This window comes from Rhizobium sp. BK316 (genome assembly GCF_014193695.1).
Taxonomy (GTDB): Bacteria; Pseudomonadota; Alphaproteobacteria; order Rhizobiales; family Rhizobiaceae; genus Rhizobium.
The window spans coordinates 224,838-241,391 of record NZ_JACHZR010000005.1; the positions used below are offsets into that span (position 1 = coordinate 224,838).

The 16,554-nt window shown below is 60.3% G+C and carries 10 protein-coding genes; all 10 read left to right on the plus strand.

Annotation, left to right across the window (positions count from 1 at the left end):
- Positions 1–3 precede the first annotated feature (3 nt).
- The 10 genes from FHT87_RS24310 to FHT87_RS24355 all read left to right on the plus strand — a co-directional run bounded on the left by FHT87_RS24310 (position 4) and on the right by FHT87_RS24355 (position 16,522).
- Positions 4–2,421, plus strand: coding sequence for a circularly permuted type 2 ATP-grasp protein (locus FHT87_RS24310; protein WP_183805271.1), 2,418 nt, complete (start codon positions 4–6; stop codon positions 2,419–2,421).
- Entirely contained in the window at positions 2,418–3,305 is an 888-nt protein-coding gene (locus tag FHT87_RS24315; protein WP_183805273.1) for a transglutaminase family protein, read from the plus strand. Before FHT87_RS24310 ends, FHT87_RS24315 begins: the two co-directional genes overlap by 4 nt.
- Positions 3,306–3,423: 118 nt before the next feature.
- Positions 3,424–4,650, plus strand: a complete 1,227-nt coding sequence (locus tag FHT87_RS24320; protein ID WP_183735466.1) for a pilus assembly protein — start codon at positions 3,424–3,426, stop codon at positions 4,648–4,650.
- Positions 4,651–4,929: 279 nt separating this feature from the next.
- A complete protein-coding gene (locus FHT87_RS24325; RefSeq protein ID WP_183735296.1) occupies positions 4,930–7,389 on the plus strand; it encodes a glycogen/starch/alpha-glucan phosphorylase in 2,460 nt (819 codons plus the stop codon).
- Entirely contained in the window at positions 7,389–9,596 is a 2,208-nt protein-coding gene (gene glgB, locus FHT87_RS24330) for a 1,4-alpha-glucan branching protein GlgB (protein WP_183805275.1), read from the plus strand. Before FHT87_RS24325 ends, glgB begins: the two co-directional genes overlap by 1 nt.
- Positions 9,597–9,615: 19 nt before the next feature.
- Positions 9,616–10,878: a glucose-1-phosphate adenylyltransferase gene (glgC, locus tag FHT87_RS24335; RefSeq protein ID WP_183735298.1), complete on the plus strand. Its 1,263-nt coding sequence runs from the start codon at positions 9,616–9,618 to the stop codon at positions 10,876–10,878.
- A 3-nt stretch (positions 10,879–10,881) separates the two neighbouring features.
- The gene (gene glgA / locus FHT87_RS24340) at positions 10,882–12,324 is read left to right on the plus strand and encodes a glycogen synthase GlgA (protein WP_183735299.1); all 1,443 of its coding nucleotides are present in this window, start codon (positions 10,882–10,884) and stop codon (positions 12,322–12,324) included.
- Between the two features lie 6 nt (positions 12,325–12,330).
- Positions 12,331–13,962, plus strand: a complete 1,632-nt coding sequence (locus FHT87_RS24345; RefSeq protein ID WP_183805277.1) for an alpha-D-glucose phosphate-specific phosphoglucomutase — start codon at positions 12,331–12,333, stop codon at positions 13,960–13,962.
- Between the two features lie 13 nt (positions 13,963–13,975).
- Positions 13,976–15,946, plus strand: coding sequence for a glycogen debranching protein GlgX (gene glgX, locus FHT87_RS24350; RefSeq protein WP_183805279.1), 1,971 nt, complete (start codon positions 13,976–13,978; stop codon positions 15,944–15,946).
- A gap of 87 nt (positions 15,947–16,033) precedes the next feature.
- A complete protein-coding gene (locus tag FHT87_RS24355) occupies positions 16,034–16,522 on the plus strand; it encodes a MaoC family dehydratase (RefSeq protein WP_183735302.1) in 489 nt (162 codons plus the stop codon).
- The last annotated feature ends 32 nt before the right edge of the window (positions 16,523–16,554 follow it).

Genomic DNA, 16,554 nt, shown 5'->3' on the forward strand with positions numbered 1-16,554 from the left:
CTGATGGGCAAGAAGCCTGCACTGGAATTGAGGAACGAGATCGAAGAACGCGCCGGCGCGGATGCGGTCTTCGACTATGCTCCTCTATCCGGCATTGCCGACGAGATGGTGGACAACAACGGTTCCATCCGCCCCGTCTGGCAGCGTTTCCTCTCTCATCTGAACGTTATGCCGGAAAAGGATCTGACCGAGCGCTTCGCCCGCGCCGACCGCTACCTGCGCGATGCCGGCGTCTTCTATCGGGCTTACGGCGCCAAGGGCAGCGGCGAGCGCGCCTGGCCGCTCTCCCACATCCCGGTGCTGATCGACGAGCGCGAATGGCAGGTGCTTTCGGCGGGCCTCGTGCAGCGCGCCGATCTGCTCGAAGCGATGGTCGCCGATATCTACTGCGACAACAAGCTCGTCGAGGAGGGCATCGTTCCGCCGGCCCTCATTGCTGCCAATCCGGAATTCCAGCGACCTCTGGTTGGCGTAAAACCGGCAACCGGGCACTATCTGCACTTCTGCGCCTTTGAGATCGGCCGTGGCCCTGATGGCAATTGGTGGGTACTTGCCGACCGCACGCAAGCTCCCTCGGGCGCGGGATTCGCGCTGGAAAACCGGGTAGCGACCACCCGATCCTTTTCCGACGTCTATGCCGAAACGCCGGTTCACCGTCTCGCCTCTTTCTTCGGTGCCTTCCGCGACGCGCTGCAGACGATGAAACATTCGGGCGACGACCGCATCGCGGTTCTGACCCCCGGCCCGGCCAACGAAACCTATTACGAACACGCCTATATTGCCCGCTACCTCGGCTTCATGCTGCTGGAAGGCGAGGATCTGACTGTCGTCAACGGCCGCATCATGGTGCGCACCGTCGCCGGCCTGAAGCCGATCGGCGTACTCTGGCGTCGTCTCGATTCCGCCTATGCCGATCCGCTGGAATTGAACCAGAATTCGCATATCGGCACGCCTGGCCTTGTCGAAGCGCTGCGCGCCGAAACCGTCACCATCGTCAATGCGCTCGGCACCGGCGTTCTTGAGACGCGCGCCTTGCTTGCCTTCATGCCCGCCGTCTGTCGTGCGCTGCTGGGCGAGGATCTTCGCCTGCCGTCCATTGCCACATGGTGGTGCGGCCAAAAGGATGAGCGCGACCATGTGGCTGCCAATATCGAGAAGATGGTGATCGGCCCTGCCTATTCCCGCGCGCCCTTCTTCGATGACGGTGGCGAATCCGTCCTCGGTTCGTCGCTGCGCGCCACCGCGAAGAACTCGATTGCAGACTGGCTGACAAGCGACGGCGCAAAACTTGTCGGTCAGGAAGTCGTCACCCTCTCCACAACCCCCGCCTGGGTCAACGGCAAGCTGACCCCGCGGCCGATGTCATTGCGCGTCTTCGCCGCGCGCACCGCCAACGGCTGGCAGATCATGCCCGGCGGCTTTGCCCGCATCGGCTCGGGAGACGATGCCGCCGCCATCGCCATGCAGTCCGGCGGCGCGGCCGCCGACGTCTGGATCGTCAGCGACAAGCCGGTCGAGCGCCACACTCTCCTGCCCGCCGAAGGCAGCTTCACCCGCAACATGCCGGGGAGCCTGCCGAGCCGCGCGGCCGACAACCTCTTCTGGCTGGGCCGCTATATCGAGCGTGCCGAAGGGGCGCTGCGCATCCTGCGCGCCTGGCATGCGCGTTACGCCGAGGCCGCCGACCCGAACCAGCCGCTGCTGGCAGACGTCACCGAATACCTGGCCGCGGTCGATATCGACACGGCCGAACCGGTGCCGGAATCGCTGCTGCGCAATATCGACAGCGCCGTCTATTCGGCGAGCAATATCCGCGACCGCTTCTCGCCCGACGGATGGTTGGCCCTGAACGATCTCGCCAAGACCGCCCGCCGTTTCCATACGACGATTACATCAGGCGACGACGCCAGCCATGCTATGACCATCCTGCTGCGAAAGCTTGCGGGCTTCGCCGGTCTCGTGCATGAAAACATGTACCGCTTCACCGGGTGGCGCTTCCTCTCGCTTGGCCGATACATCGAGCGCGGCCTGCATATGACGCGTCTTCTCGGCCACATGTCCGGCCCGGAAGCGCCCGATGGCGCGCTCGATATGCTGCTCGAAATCGGCGACAGCGTCATGACCCACCGCCGCCGCTACAATGTGAACACCGCGCGGCTGACGGTGACCGACCTCCTGGCGCTCGATCCGCTCAACCCGCGCTCGATCCTCTTCCAGATGAACGAGATCCATCGCGAAGTCGAGCAGCTTCCAAACGCCTTCATCAATGGCCAGATGTCGCCCTTCTACCGTGAGGCGATGCGCCTGCATTCCGGCCTCGCCGTCATGACGCCGGAAGCCATGAACGGTGATGTCTATCATCGGCTGGAGCGCGAGCTGGAACACCTTTCCGACCTTCTGGCACAGACCTATCTCGGATGACGGCCGTGCTCTACGATCTCACCCTGCATATGGGCTATGCCTACGACACGCCGGCATCCGGCGCGCGCCACATCATGCGCCTCATGCCGCTCTCGCTGCCGAACCGCCAACGCCTTGTCGCCGGTTCGATCAGCATTTCGCCACAGCCGGACGAACAGTCCCATTTCGTCGATTTCTTCGAACATCCGGCCACATCCTTCCTGCTGCGCTCGCCACATGAAACGCTCGATATCCGCATGCAGGCCCGCGTGCAGGTCGAAAGCCAAGCCATATCGGCGGACTTCTCGCCGCTGCTGGCCGAGCTCCCGGAGGACGTCGCCGGAATCTGGTCACTCGATCCGGGATCGCCCCACCATTTCCTTGGCGACAGCCCGCGCCTGACCGAAACCAAGATCATCAGTGAGTACGCAAGGACCTGTATCCAGCCTTCGCTGACGGTGATGCAGATCGCCTATGCGCTTTGTGCCCGCATCAACGAGGATTTCACCTACGATTCGGAAGCGACGAGCGTCGAGACGACGCCGCTGGAAGCCTTCACGCTGAAGCGCGGCGTTTGCCAGGACTTCACCCACATCATGATCCTTGCCTTGCGCAGCCTCGGCATTCCCGCCGGCTACGTTTCCGGCTTCCTGCGCACCATCCCGCCACCGGGCAAGGAACGGCTGGAGGGGGCCGATGCCATGCATGCATGGGTGCGCGTCTGGTGCGGCGAGACGGCCGGCTGGATCGAGCTCGACCCCACCAACAACATCCCCGCCGGAACCGACCATATCGTCGTCGCCTACGGCCGCGACTATGCCGACGTCGCTCCCGTTATCGGCGTACTCAAGAGCTATGGCAGCCAGCGCTCCGTGCAGGCGGTAGACGTAATTCCGCTGAAATAATCCCGAAATAGGAAAAAACAGCCAGTTGCCTACAATTTTAGACACTGGCTTTAGCGGCCATTAAAGTCATCTGGTCCATCAGTAGCCTGCATAGGGCTCCTTTGAACCGGTGGACATGATGAACACCCTGCATTCGCATCTTGATCGGCTGCGGCGCGACCGTGGCGGCAATTTCGGCATCATGACGGCCATCCTGCTGCCTGTGCTTATCGGCGCCGCAGGCTTGGCGATCCAGGTCAGCGATATGTTACTCTCAAAGCAGCAGTTGCAGGAGGCAGCCGACTCGGCTGCGCTCGCAACCGCGACCGCGCTGGCAAATGGCACGATCCAAACCTCGGAGGCCGAGGCCTTCGCGCAGAATTTCGTCGCCGGACAAATGGCGAATTACCTGCAAAGTGGTGTGGATATCAAGAACGCGACGGATGTCGATGTCCAGACAACGACATCGGGTAAGTCGACGTCCTACCAGGTAACGGTTTCACCGAGTTACGATCTCGCGGTCAATCCACTCATGCGAGCGGTCGGCTTCACGACGCAGCATCTTTCGACGTCGGGCACAACGGTCAGCGGCCATTCACAGACCCAGGGCTCCATCTCCATGTTTCTTGCGCTCGATAAATCGGGATCGATGGGAGAGGCTACAGCGACCGTCAATGTGGATAACCCGACGGAAACATACACGTATAACTGCAACGGCCACTACAACAGGAACAACAAGTGGGTCTACGACACCTGCACTGGCACTCGTGCGCGCTATTACACGAAGATAGAGGCTCTAAAGATTGCCGCCGGCAATCTCTTCGGCCAGCTCAACAGCGCCGATCCCAATGCGGAATACGCGCGCACCGGCGCGGTATCTTACGATCTGGTTGAATACACGCCGAGCAAGCTCGCTTGGGGAACCGCCGGTGTCGCCAGCTATGTCAACGAGCTTCAGGCCGGGGGCGGCACGAATTCAAGCGGCGCGATGAACACGGCCTACACGTCATTGACTGCTAAGAACGCGGCCGGGAACGATGCCGAGGATGCCCTTCACCAGCAGAAGACCGGGCAGGTACCCAAGAAATACATCGTCTTTATGACGGATGGTGATAACAACAACGACAAGTGGGGCGGCCGCTCTTACGATACCTCGACAAAAACAACGTGCGACAACGCCAAATCCAAGGGTATCGAGATCTACACCATCGCCTTCATGGCGCCTGCGGGCGGACAGGCACTGCTGCATTATTGCGCCTCTGATGATGCCCATTATTTCCAGGCAGAAAAAATGGAAGACCTCCTTGCGGCGTTCAAGGCGATCGGAGCGAAGGCCTCCGCACAGATGACGCGCCTGACGAACTGACAATCGGTATCTACAAACAGCAGCAGCAAAAAGCCGCTCCGGAACAAACCGGGGCGGCTTTTGTTTAAGCTTTATTCTGCCAATCAGATCGGGAAAACAGATTGAAATCAAGTCCCTTGAGCCCCCGAACATGAAGGTTCCGCAAATTTTTCGTTTGCCTAATTCCCTTGTTGCAAGTGCGTGATAACGGTGCATAAACTGCCCTGTCGGTGTAAGCGACAAATCGATTGAATCAGGCGTAAGATACTGTAACAAAATCAAAATTGGCGAGACCTGACCATGAATACTGTTTCGAAGCCGATCATTCCCGCCCCCGCTCCGCGCAGTTCCCGGCCGGAAATCCTCGCTGAGGAAATTATCGAGCGCCTGACCTATCGTATCGGAAAGGACGCCAAGGTCGCCAAGCCGCATGACTGGCTGACGGCGACCATTCTCGTGGTGCGTGACCGCATCATCGACAAGTGGATGGAATCCACCCGCAAGGTTTATGAAACAGGCGCCAAGCGCGTCTATTATATGTCTCTCGAATTCCTGATCGGCCGCCTGATGCGCGATGCCGTGTCCAACCTCAACCTCATGGAAGAGGTAAGCGATGCGCTCGCTTCGCTCGGCGTCGATATCAACGTCATCGCCGGCCTGGAGCCTGATGCCGCACTCGGCAACGGCGGTCTCGGCCGTCTTGCCGCCTGCTTCATGGAATCGATGGCAACCGTCGATGTGCCGGCCTACGGCTATGGCATCCGCTACGTCCACGGCCTCTTCCGTCAGCAGATGGCAGACGGCTGGCAGGTCGAGCTGCCGGAAAACTGGCTCGCCCACGGCAACCCTTGGGAATTCGAACGCCGCGAGAGCGCCTATGAGATCGGCTTCGGCGGCTCGATCGAGGTCATCAGCGGCCATGACGAGCAACCGCGTTACGTCTGGAAGCCGGCCGAGCGCGTCATCGCCGCCGCTTTCGACACACCTGTCGTTGGCTGGCGCGGCAAGCGCGTCAATACGCTTCGCCTTTGGTCGGCGCAGCCGATCGACCCGATCCTGCTCGACGCCTTCAATGCCGGCGATCATATCGGCGCGCTGCGCGAGAGCAACAGGGCTGAAAGCCTGACGCGCGTTCTCTATCCGGCGGATGCAACGCCTGCCGGCCAGGAACTGCGCCTGCGCCAGGAATACTTCTTCTCGTCCGCCTCGCTGCAGGACATCCTGCGCCGTCACCTGCAGCAGTATGACGATTTCACCTCCCTACCGGACAAGGTGGCGATCCAGCTCAACGACACGCACCCGGCCGTTTCCGTCGCCGAACTCACGCGCCTGCTCTGCGATGTGCACGGCATGGATTTCGATCAGGCCTGGGATATCACCCGCCGGACCTTCTCTTACACAAACCACACGCTTCTTCCGGAAGCGCTGGAAAGCTGGCCGGTTCCGCTGTTCGAGCGACTGCTGCCGCGCCATATGCAGATCATCTATGCGATCAACGCCAAGATCCTGATTGAGGCGCGCAAAAGCCGCAATTTCTCCGACACGGAAATCCGTTCGATCTCGCTGATCGATGAAAGCGGCGACCGCCGCGTGCGCATGGGCAACCTCGCCTTTGTCGGCTCGCACTCGATCAACGGCGTCTCGGCACTGCACACGGACCTGATGAAGGTCACGGTCTTCGCAGACCTGCACAAACTCTATCCCGACCGCATCAACAATAAGACCAACGGCATCACGCCGCGCCGCTGGCTGCAGCAATGCAACCCCGGCCTGACCAGTCTGGTGCGCGAAGCGATCGGCGATGAATTCCTCGACGACGCCGAGAAGCTGCGGGCACTCGACAAATTCGCCACCGACCCGAGTTTCCAGCAGAAGTTCGCGGCCGTGAAGCGCACGAACAAAGTGGCTCTTTCCAATCTCGTCGCCAGCCGCATGGGCGTGAAGCTCGATCCTTCGGCCATGTTCGACATCCAGATCAAGCGCATCCACGAATATAAGCGCCAGCTCCTTAACATCGTCGAAGCCGTGGCACTCTACGATCAGATCCGCTCGCATCCGGAACTGGATTGGGTTCCGCGTGTAAAACTCTTCGCCGGCAAGGCGGCGCCGAGCTATTACAACGCCAAGCTCATCATCAAGCTCATCAATGACGTTGCCCGCACCATCAATAACGACCCGTCGGTCCGCGGCCTACTGAAGGTCGTCTTCGTGCCGAACTACAACGTCTCGCTTGCGGAAGTCATGGTTCCGGCCGCCGACCTGTCCGAGCAGATCTCGACGGCAGGCATGGAAGCGTCGGGTACCGGCAACATGAAGTTCGGCCTGAATGGCGCGCTGACGATCGGCACGCTCGACGGCGCCAATGTCGAAATGCGCGACAATGTCGGCGAAGACAATATCGTCATCTTCGGGCTCCAGGCCGATGAAGTCGCCAAGATCCGCAGCGAGGGCCATAATCCACGTGCGATCATCGAGGGTTCGCGGGAGCTATCGCAGGCGCTGGCCGCCATCAGCTCGGGTGTCTTCTCTCCTGACGATCGCAACCGCTATACCGGCCTCATCGACGGCATCTACTCTCACGACTGGTTCATGGTCGCAGGTGATTTCGATGCCTATGCCGCCGCCCAGCGTGAGGTCGATCAGATCTGGACCAACCAGTCCTCTTGGTATGAGAAGACGATCAATAATACGGCGCGGATGGGCTGGTTCTCTTCCGACCGCACGATCCGACAGTATGCCGACGAGATCTGGAGAGCTTGATGAAGCCGCCGAAAGCCGCCCCTGAAGTGAAGCTTCCCTGGGAAATTTCGGCAGACGAGATCGCGGCAATCCTCAGTGGCTCGCAGGCCAATCCTTTTGCCGTCCTGGGCGTGCACCAGGCCGGTGAGTCCTTCATCGCCAGGTGCTTCATTTCGGGTGCGGAAGCCGTTACCGCCATGACGCTGGATGGGACGCCGATCGGCGATCTCCACCAGCTCCATCCGGACGGCCTCTTCGGCGGCCAGGTTTCCATCACCAAATTCCAGCCGGTGCGCTATCGTGCTCGGCGCGCCGACGCCGAATGGGCCGTGACCGACCCTTACAGCTTCGGCCCGGTGCTCGGCCCGATGGACGATTATTACGCCCGTCAGGGTTCGCATCTGCGGCTTTTCGACAAGATGGGCGCCCATCGCATCAAGCACGAGGGTGCAACCGGCATCCACTTCGCCGTATGGGCGCCGAATGCGCAGCGCGTCTCCGTCGTCGGTGATTTCAACAATTGGGATGGTCGCCGCCACGTCATGCGCTTCCGGTCCGACAGCGGCATCTGGGAGATCTTCGCCCCCGACGTGCCGCTCGGTGTTCCCTACAAATTCGAGATCCGCGGTCACGACGGCGTGCTGTTGCCGCTGAAGGCCGATCCCTTTGCCCGCCGCAGCGAACTGCGTCCGAAGACGGCTTCCGTGACGGCCGCCGAGCTTTTGCAGGAATGGCAGGACGAGCCGCATCTGAAGCATTGGCGCGAAACCGACAAGCGCCGCCAGCCGATCAGCATCTATGAGGTTCATGCCGGCTCCTGGCAGCGTCGCCAGGATGGTTCCATGCTGTCCTGGGATGAGCTTGCCTCGAGCCTCATCCCCTACTGCGTCGATATGGGCTTCACCCATATCGAATTCCTGCCGATCACCGAGCACCCCTACGATCCCTCCTGGGGCTACCAGACGACCGGCCTCTATGCCCCGACCGCCCGCTTTGGCGAGCCGGAAGGCTTCGCCCGTTTCGTCAATGGCTGTCACAAGGTCGGCATCGGCGTCATTCTCGACTGGGTGCCGGCGCATTTCCCGACTGATGAGCACGGCCTTGGCTGGTTCGACGGCACAGCACTTTACGAACATGCCGATCCGCGAAAGGGCTTCCACCCGGACTGGAACACGGCGATCTATAATTTCGGCCGCACGGAAGTCGTGTCTTACCTCGTCAACAATGCCCTCTATTGGGCCGAGAAATTCCATCTCGACGGCCTGCGCGTCGATGCGGTCGCGTCGATGCTCTATCTCGATTATTCGCGCAAACACGGCGAATGGATCCCGAACGAGTATGGCGGCAATGAAAACCTCGAAGCGGTCCGCTTCCTGCAGAACCTCAACACACGCATCTATGGCGAGCATCCTGGCGTCATGACCATCGCCGAGGAATCGACTTCCTGGCCGAAAGTCTCGCAGCCGGTTCACGAAGGCGGCCTCGGCTTCGGTTTCAAGTGGAACATGGGCTTCATGCACGACACGCTGAGCTACATGAGCCGCGAGCCGGTGCACCGCAAGCATCACCACAATGAACTGACCTTCGGGCTGCTCTACGCCTATTCGGAAAATTTCGTCCTGCCGCTGTCCCATGACGAAGTCGTGCATGGCAAGGGTTCGCTGATCGCCAAGATGCCGGGTGACGACTGGCAGAAATTCGCCAATCTGCGCGCCTACTACGCTTTCATGTGGGGCTATCCCGGCAAGAAACTGCTCTTCATGGGACAGGAATTTGCCCAGTGGGCCGAATGGAGCGAAAACAAGTCGCTCGACTGGAACCTCCTCCAGTATCGCATGCACGAAGGCATGCGCCGCCTGGTGCGCGACCTCAACTTCACCTACCGCAGCAAGGCAGCGCTCCATGCGCGCGACTGCGAAGGCGACGGTTTCGAATGGCTGATCGCCGACGATTACGAGAACTCGGTCTTCGCCTGGCTGCGCAAGGCGCCCGGTCAGAAACCGGTTGCCGTCATCAGCAACTTTACGCCTGTCTATCGCGAGAATTACTCGATCCGGCTGCCTTCGTCGGGACGCTGGCGGGAAATCCTCAATACCGATGCCGACATCTATGGCGGCAGCGGAAAAGGCAATGGCGGGCGCGTGCAGGCCGTCGATGCCGGCGGCGAGATAAGCTGCTCGATAACCCTGCCGCCGCTGGCGACGATCATGCTTGAACCCGAGAATTAGTGACTGGTGGGAGGAGAAAATGGTAGAAAGACGCATTCAGCCACTTGCCCGCGATGCAATGGCCTATGTTCTGGCCGGCGGCAGGGGAAGCCGCCTCAAGGAGCTGACCGACCGGCGTGCCAAACCGGCCGTCTATTTCGGCGGCAAGGCGCGCATCATCGATTTCGCATTGTCCAATGCCTTGAATTCCGGCATCCGCCGCATCGGCGTCGCCACGCAATACAAGGCGCATTCGCTGATCCGCCACATGCAGCGCGGCTGGAACTTCTTCCGTCCGGAACGCAACGAAAGCTTCGACATTCTGCCGGCATCGCAACGCGTTTCCGAAACGCAGTGGTATGAAGGCACTGCCGATGCCGTCTATCAGAACATCGATATCATCGAGGATTACGGCGTCGAATACATGGTCATCCTCGCTGGCGACCATGTGTACAAGATGGACTACGAATACATGCTCCAGCAGCATGTCGATTCCGGCGCCGACGTGACGATCGGCTGCCTGGAAGTACCGCGTATGGAAGCGGTCGGTTTCGGCGTCATGCATGTCAACGACAAGGACGAGATCTTCGCCTTCATCGAAAAGCCGGCCGATCCTCCAGGCATTCCGGATAAGCCGGATTTCGCTCTCGCCTCCATGGGCATCTACGTCTTCCGCACGAAGTTCCTCCTTGAGGCGCTGCGCCGCGATGCCGCCGATCCAACCTCGAGCCGCGACTTCGGCAAGGATATCATCCCCTATATCGTCGAGCATGGTAAGGCGGTCGCCCATCGCTTCGCCAAGTCCTGCGTCCGCTCGGATTTCGAACACGAGCCCTACTGGCGCGACGTCGGTACCATCGACGCCTATTGGCAGGCCAATATCGACCTGACGGCGATCGTTCCGGCCCTCGATATCTATGACAAATCCTGGCCGATCTGGACCTACGCCGAAATCACGCCACCGGCGAAATTCGTCCATGACGACGAAGACCGCCGCGGTTCGGCAACGTCGTCCGTCGTTGCAGGCGACTGCATTATTTCAGGCGCAAGCCTCAACCGGAGCCTTCTTTTCACCGGCGTAAGGGCCAACTCCTTCTCCAAACTGGATGGAGCGGTCATCCTGCCCAATGTGAAGATCGGCCGGCGCGCGCAGCTCAAGGATGTTGTGATCGACCATGGTGTCGTCATTCCGGAAGGCCTCGTCGTCGGTGAGGATCCAGAACTCGATGCGCGGCGCTTCCGACGCACGGAAAGCGGTATTTGCCTGATCACGCAACCGATGATCGACAAGCTGGATATCTGACTTATGAAAGTTCTTTCGGTTTCGTCCGAAGTCTTCCCTTTGATCAAGACAGGGGGCCTTGCCGATGTGGCAGGCGCCCTGCCCATAGCCCTCAAATCCTTCGGCGTCGAAACCAAGACCCTCATGCCCGGTTATCCCGGTGTCATGAAGGTCTTGCAAAATCCGATCGCCCGGCTGGAATTTTCCGATCTTCTGGGCCAGCCGGCACGCGTGCTTGAGGCGGAGCATCAGGGTCTCGATATCCTCGTACTCGACGCCCCCGCCTATTACGACCGCCCCGGCGGCCCCTATCTCGACACGACCGGCAAGGATCACCCGGACAACTGGCGCCGTTTTGCCGCCCTTTCGCTGGCGGGCGCCGAAATCGCCGCAGGCCTGTTGCCTGGCTGGCGGCCGGATCTCGTGCATGCCCATGACTGGCAGGCCGCCATGGTGCCGGTCTATATGCGCTATTATCCGACGCCCGAGCTGCCGAGCATCCTGACGATCCACAACATCGCCTTCCAGGGCCAGTTCGGCGCCGATATCTTTCCCGGCCTGCGCCTGCCACCCCACGCCTTTGCCACCGAAAGCATCGAATATTACGGCACCGTCGGCTTCCTGAAGGGCGGCCTGCAGATTGCCTCGGCTATCACCACAGTCAGCCCCTCCTATGCCGATGAAATCCTGACCCCGGAATTCGGCATGGGCCTGGAAGGCGTCATCGCCAGCCGCCGCAACGTGCTGCATGGCATCGTCAATGGCATCGATGCCGACATCTGGAACCCGGCGACTGATCCGGTCGTCCACACGCATTATGGCCCGACGACACTGAAAAACCGTATCGAGAACCGCAGGTCGATCGAAGAATTCTTCCATCTCGACCATGACAATGCGCCGATCTTCTGCGTCATCAGTCGGCTGACCTGGCAAAAAGGTATGGATCTTGTCGCAAGCACCGCAGATAAGATCGTCGCACTCGGCGGCAAGCTCGTCGTGCTCGGATCCGGGGAGGCAGCCCTCGAAGGTGCGCTGCTCGCCGCCGCCAACCGCAACCCGGGCCGCATCGGCGTTTCCATCGGTTACAACGAGCCGATGTCGCACCTCATGCAGGCTGGCTGTGACGCGATCATCATCCCCTCGCGCTTCGAACCCTGCGGCCTCACCCAGCTCTATGGCCTGCGCTACGGCTGCGTGCCGATCGTGGCGCGCACCGGCGGTCTCAACGATACCGTGATCGATGCCAATCATGCCGCACTTGCAGCAAAGGTGGCGACAGGCATACAATTCGCACCTGTAAACGAAGAAAGCATGCTGCAGGCACTGCGCCGCGCCATGCACCTCTACGCGGATCAAAAAGTCTGGACCCAATTGCAAAAGCAGGGCATGAAGTCGGATGTCTCTTGGGAGAAGAGCGCCGAACGTTATGTTGCCCTGTATTCAAGCCTCGTCTCGAAAGGCATGTGAACTAAAATGATCAAGTCCGTTCCCACCACGCCCTATCAGGACCAGAAACCCGGCACTTCAGGTCTGCGCAAGAAGGTTCCCGTCTTCCAGCAACCGAACTATGCTGAGAACTTCATCCAGTCGATCTTCGATTCGCTGGAAGGCTATCAGGGCAAGTGCCTGGTCATCGGCGGCGACGGACGCTACTACAACCGCGAAGTCATCCAGAAGGCGATCAAGATGGCCGCCGCCAATGGCTTCGGCAAGGTCATGGTGGGCAAGGGCGGCATTCTTTCGACACCCGCAGCCTCCCACATCATCCGCAAGTACAAGGCTTTCGGCGGCATCATTCTCTCGGCGAGCCACAACCCAGGCGGCCCGACAGAGGACTTCGGCATCAAGTACAATGTCAACAATGGCGGTCCGGCACCGGAAAAGATCACGGACGCGATCTTCGCCCGCTCCAAGGTGATCGAAAGCTACAAGATCGCCGACTTCGCCGACGTCAATATCGACCGCATCGGCAAGGAAGAGCTGCCCGGCGGCATGATCCTCTCGGTCATCGACCCGGTCGAGGACTATGCCGCGCTGATGGAAGAGCTCTTCGATTTCGGCGCGATCCGCAATCTGATCAGCCTCGGCTTTCGCATCGCCTTCGATGCCATGAGCGCCGTTACCGGCCCCTATGCCAAGGAAATCTTCGAGAACCGTCTCGGCGCGCCCTCCGGCTCCGTTCGCAATTTCATGCCGCTCCGGGATTTTGGCGGCCATCACCCCGACCCGAACCTCGTTCATGCCAAGGAGCTCTACGACGAGATGATGGGTGAGGATGCTCCCGATTTCGGCGCCGCATCCGACGGCGACGGCGACCGCAACCTCATCATCGGCCGGGGCATTTTCGTAACCCCGTCCGACAGCCTTGCTATCCTCGCCGCCAACGCCAACCTGGCGCCCGGCTATTCCGGCGGCCTCGCCGGCATTGCCCGCTCCATGCCGACATCGGGCGCGGCCGACCGTGTCGCCGAAAAACGCGGCATCGGCATCTACGAAACCCCGACCGGCTGGAAATTCTTCGGCAACCTGCTCGACGCCGGCATGGCGACGATCTGCGGTGAAGAAAGCGCCGGCACCGGCTCCAGCCATGTCCGCGAGAAGGACGGTCTCTGGGCTGTATTGCTGTGGCTGAACGTTTTGGCCGTACGCGGCGAAAGCGTGCAGGAGATCGTCACCCAGCACTGGCAGACCTACGGCCGCAACTATTATTCCCGCCATGACTACGAAGGCGTCGACAGCGATGCTGCAAACGGCCTTGTCGATAATCTGCGCAGCCAGCTTTCCACCCTGCCTGGCAAGACCTTTGGCGATCTGACCGTCGAGAAGGCAGATGACTTCGCCTATCATGATCCGATCGACAAGTCGGTCAGCGAACATCAGGGTATCCGCGTCCTCTTCCAGGGCGGCTCACGCGTCGTCTTCCGTCTTTCCGGCACCGGCACGTCTGGCGCAACCCTGCGCGTCTATATCGAGCGCTACGAGCCGGATTCGACTCGCCATAATATCGAAACGCAGGAAGCGCTCGCAGATCTGATCGCAGCCGCCGAAAGCATCGCCAACATTCGTGAGCGCACGGGCCGCAACGAGCCGACCGTGATCACCTGATCCCGGGGGGCATATGGGGGGCAACAGTTCCGCACAGGGCGGCGCCATCGTCTTCGAAACGGGCGTTGAATTTTCTGTTTGGTCGCATCATGCAACGCAGATCGATCTCTGCCTCTTCGATGAAGACGGCAAGGAATATGCAAGGCTCCCCATGGCTCGCGACAGCGGCCATGTCTTCCGTCTTTTCGCCGACAGCGTGAAGGAGGGTGCCCGCTATGGCTACCGCGCGGACGGCATCTACGCCCCGGATAACGGCCTCTGGTTCGACCCTTCGAAACTGCTGATCGATCCCTATGCCAAGGCGGTAGACCGGCCCTTCCATTACGATCCGCGCCTCGCCATTTTCGGCGAGGATACGCAGCATCTGATGCCGAAGTCGGTCGTTACCAAAGACGCGCCCGTCAAAATCCGAAAGCCGCTCTTCAAACCGGGCGGCTTTATTTACGAAGTGGCGGTCAAGCCCTTCACCATCCTGCATCCGGATGTGCCGGAAGCTCAGCGCGGCACGGTCGCCGCTCTTGCCCATCCCTCCGTTATCGCTCACCTGAAGCGCATTGGCGTCGATGCCGTCGAGCTGATGCCGATCACCGCCTGGATCGACGAGCGGCATCTGCCGCCACTCGGACTTACGAACGGCTGGGGCTACAATCCTGTTGCGTTCATGGCACTCGATCCGCGCATCGTGCCGGGCGGTATTGCAGAGCTCAGCGACACGGTGGCGAGACTGCATGAGGAGGGCATTGCCGTCATCCTTGACCTCGTCTTCAACCATACAGGCGAGAGCGACCGCTATGGCGCAACACTATCGCTGCGCGGCATCGACAATCTCAGCTACTATCGTCACGTGCCGGACCGGCCGTCCGTGCTCGTCAACGACACCGGCACCGGCAATACGGTTGCCTGCGATCATCCCTATGTTCAACAGCTCATCATCGACAGCCTGCGCCATTTCGTGCGCAATGCCGGTATCGACGGCTTCCGTTTCGACCTTGCCCCCATTCTCGGCCGCACAGAAAACGGCTTTGAGCGGAATGGCACACTGGCCGCGATCCTCACCGACGATCTGCTCACCGATCGCATCATGATCGCCGAACCCTGGGATATCGGTCCAAGCGGCTATCAGCTCGGCAATTTCCCGGCGCCCTTCCTGGAATGGAATGACCGTGCCCGCGATGACATCAGATGCTATTGGCGCGGCGATGGCTGGAAGACGGGTTCGCTCGCAACCGTGCTGGCCGGCTCGTCGAACATCTTCTCAGCCAATGGCGGAACAGCGACCCGCAGCGTCAATTTCCTCGCGGCCCATGACGGCTTCACGCTCATGGACCTCGTCTCCTACAGCGGCAAGCACAATGAGGCGAACGGCGAGAACAATCGCGACGGTCACAACGAGAACCATTCGTGGAACAACGGCGTCGAAGGCGAGACCGCTTATCCCGTGATCCGTGAGCGCCGCAAGGCCGATGTCATGGCGCTCATCTCTACGCTCTTTGCCAGCCGCGGCAGCATTATGCTCACGGCGGGCGATGAAGGCGGACGCACGCAGCATGGCAACAACAATGCCTACTGCCAGGACAATGAAATCACTTGGGTCGATTGGAAGCTGCTGGACGAAGACCTGATCGCCCATACCGCCTTCGTCGCTACGCTTCGTCGCCGCTTCTCGGTATTCTCCGATCTGACCTTCTTCTCCGGCAACGGTGATGTGGAATGGATATCGCTCTCCGGCGAACCGATGACAACAGGCGAATGGGAAACACCCTCGCTCTCCACTCTCGGCATGATGATGGCGACCCGCGATCGTTCTTCCCGCAAACAGACCCGCCTCGCCGTCCTGTTCAATCGCTCCGAGCAGCATCAGCTATTCACGCTTCTCTCAACCGGCGAAGCAAACTGGCGCCAGCTTCTGCCCGGCGAGACGCGAAACGTCGCTGCCCGTGTCATGGTGGAACCGCGTTCAGTCGCCTTTTTCGTGGAAAATTGATCCACGTTACCGGCCTGCGAGAATCGTTGTCGCAATCGTCATGAATGCGCGATAAGGCTTGCGGCTGCGGCTTTTTACGAGGAATGCATGGTCACGGAAATTTCGCTCTCGGATGTCCGGGAGCTGGTCGGCACGGAAACAGGATTATCTGACTGGATACTCGTCGATCAGAAGATGATTGATGCCTTTGCCGGGGCAACCGGCGACCATCAGTTCATTCACGTCGATCCTGTTCGCGCAGCAGCCGAAAGCCCTTTCGGCGGCACCATCGCCCATGGTTTCCTGACGCTCTCTTTGCTTTCGACGATGAACTACAACTGCTTGCCCAAGGTGCGCGAGCAGACCATGGGCATCAATTACGGCTTCGACAAAATCCGCTTCATGTCACCGGTCAAAAGCGGCACCCGCATCCGCGGCCACTTCGTGCTTTCGGATGCCCGCTTCAGGGGCGCCGGCATGCTGATGACGACCTATGACGTCTCGATCGAAATCGAGAACGAAAAGAAGCCGGCGCTCACCGCCCGCTGGATCACGATCATCCAGTTCGACCCGAAGGATCGACCGGAAGACGCTTAGGGCCGATTGCGGGGTTTAGAGCAATTCCGGCA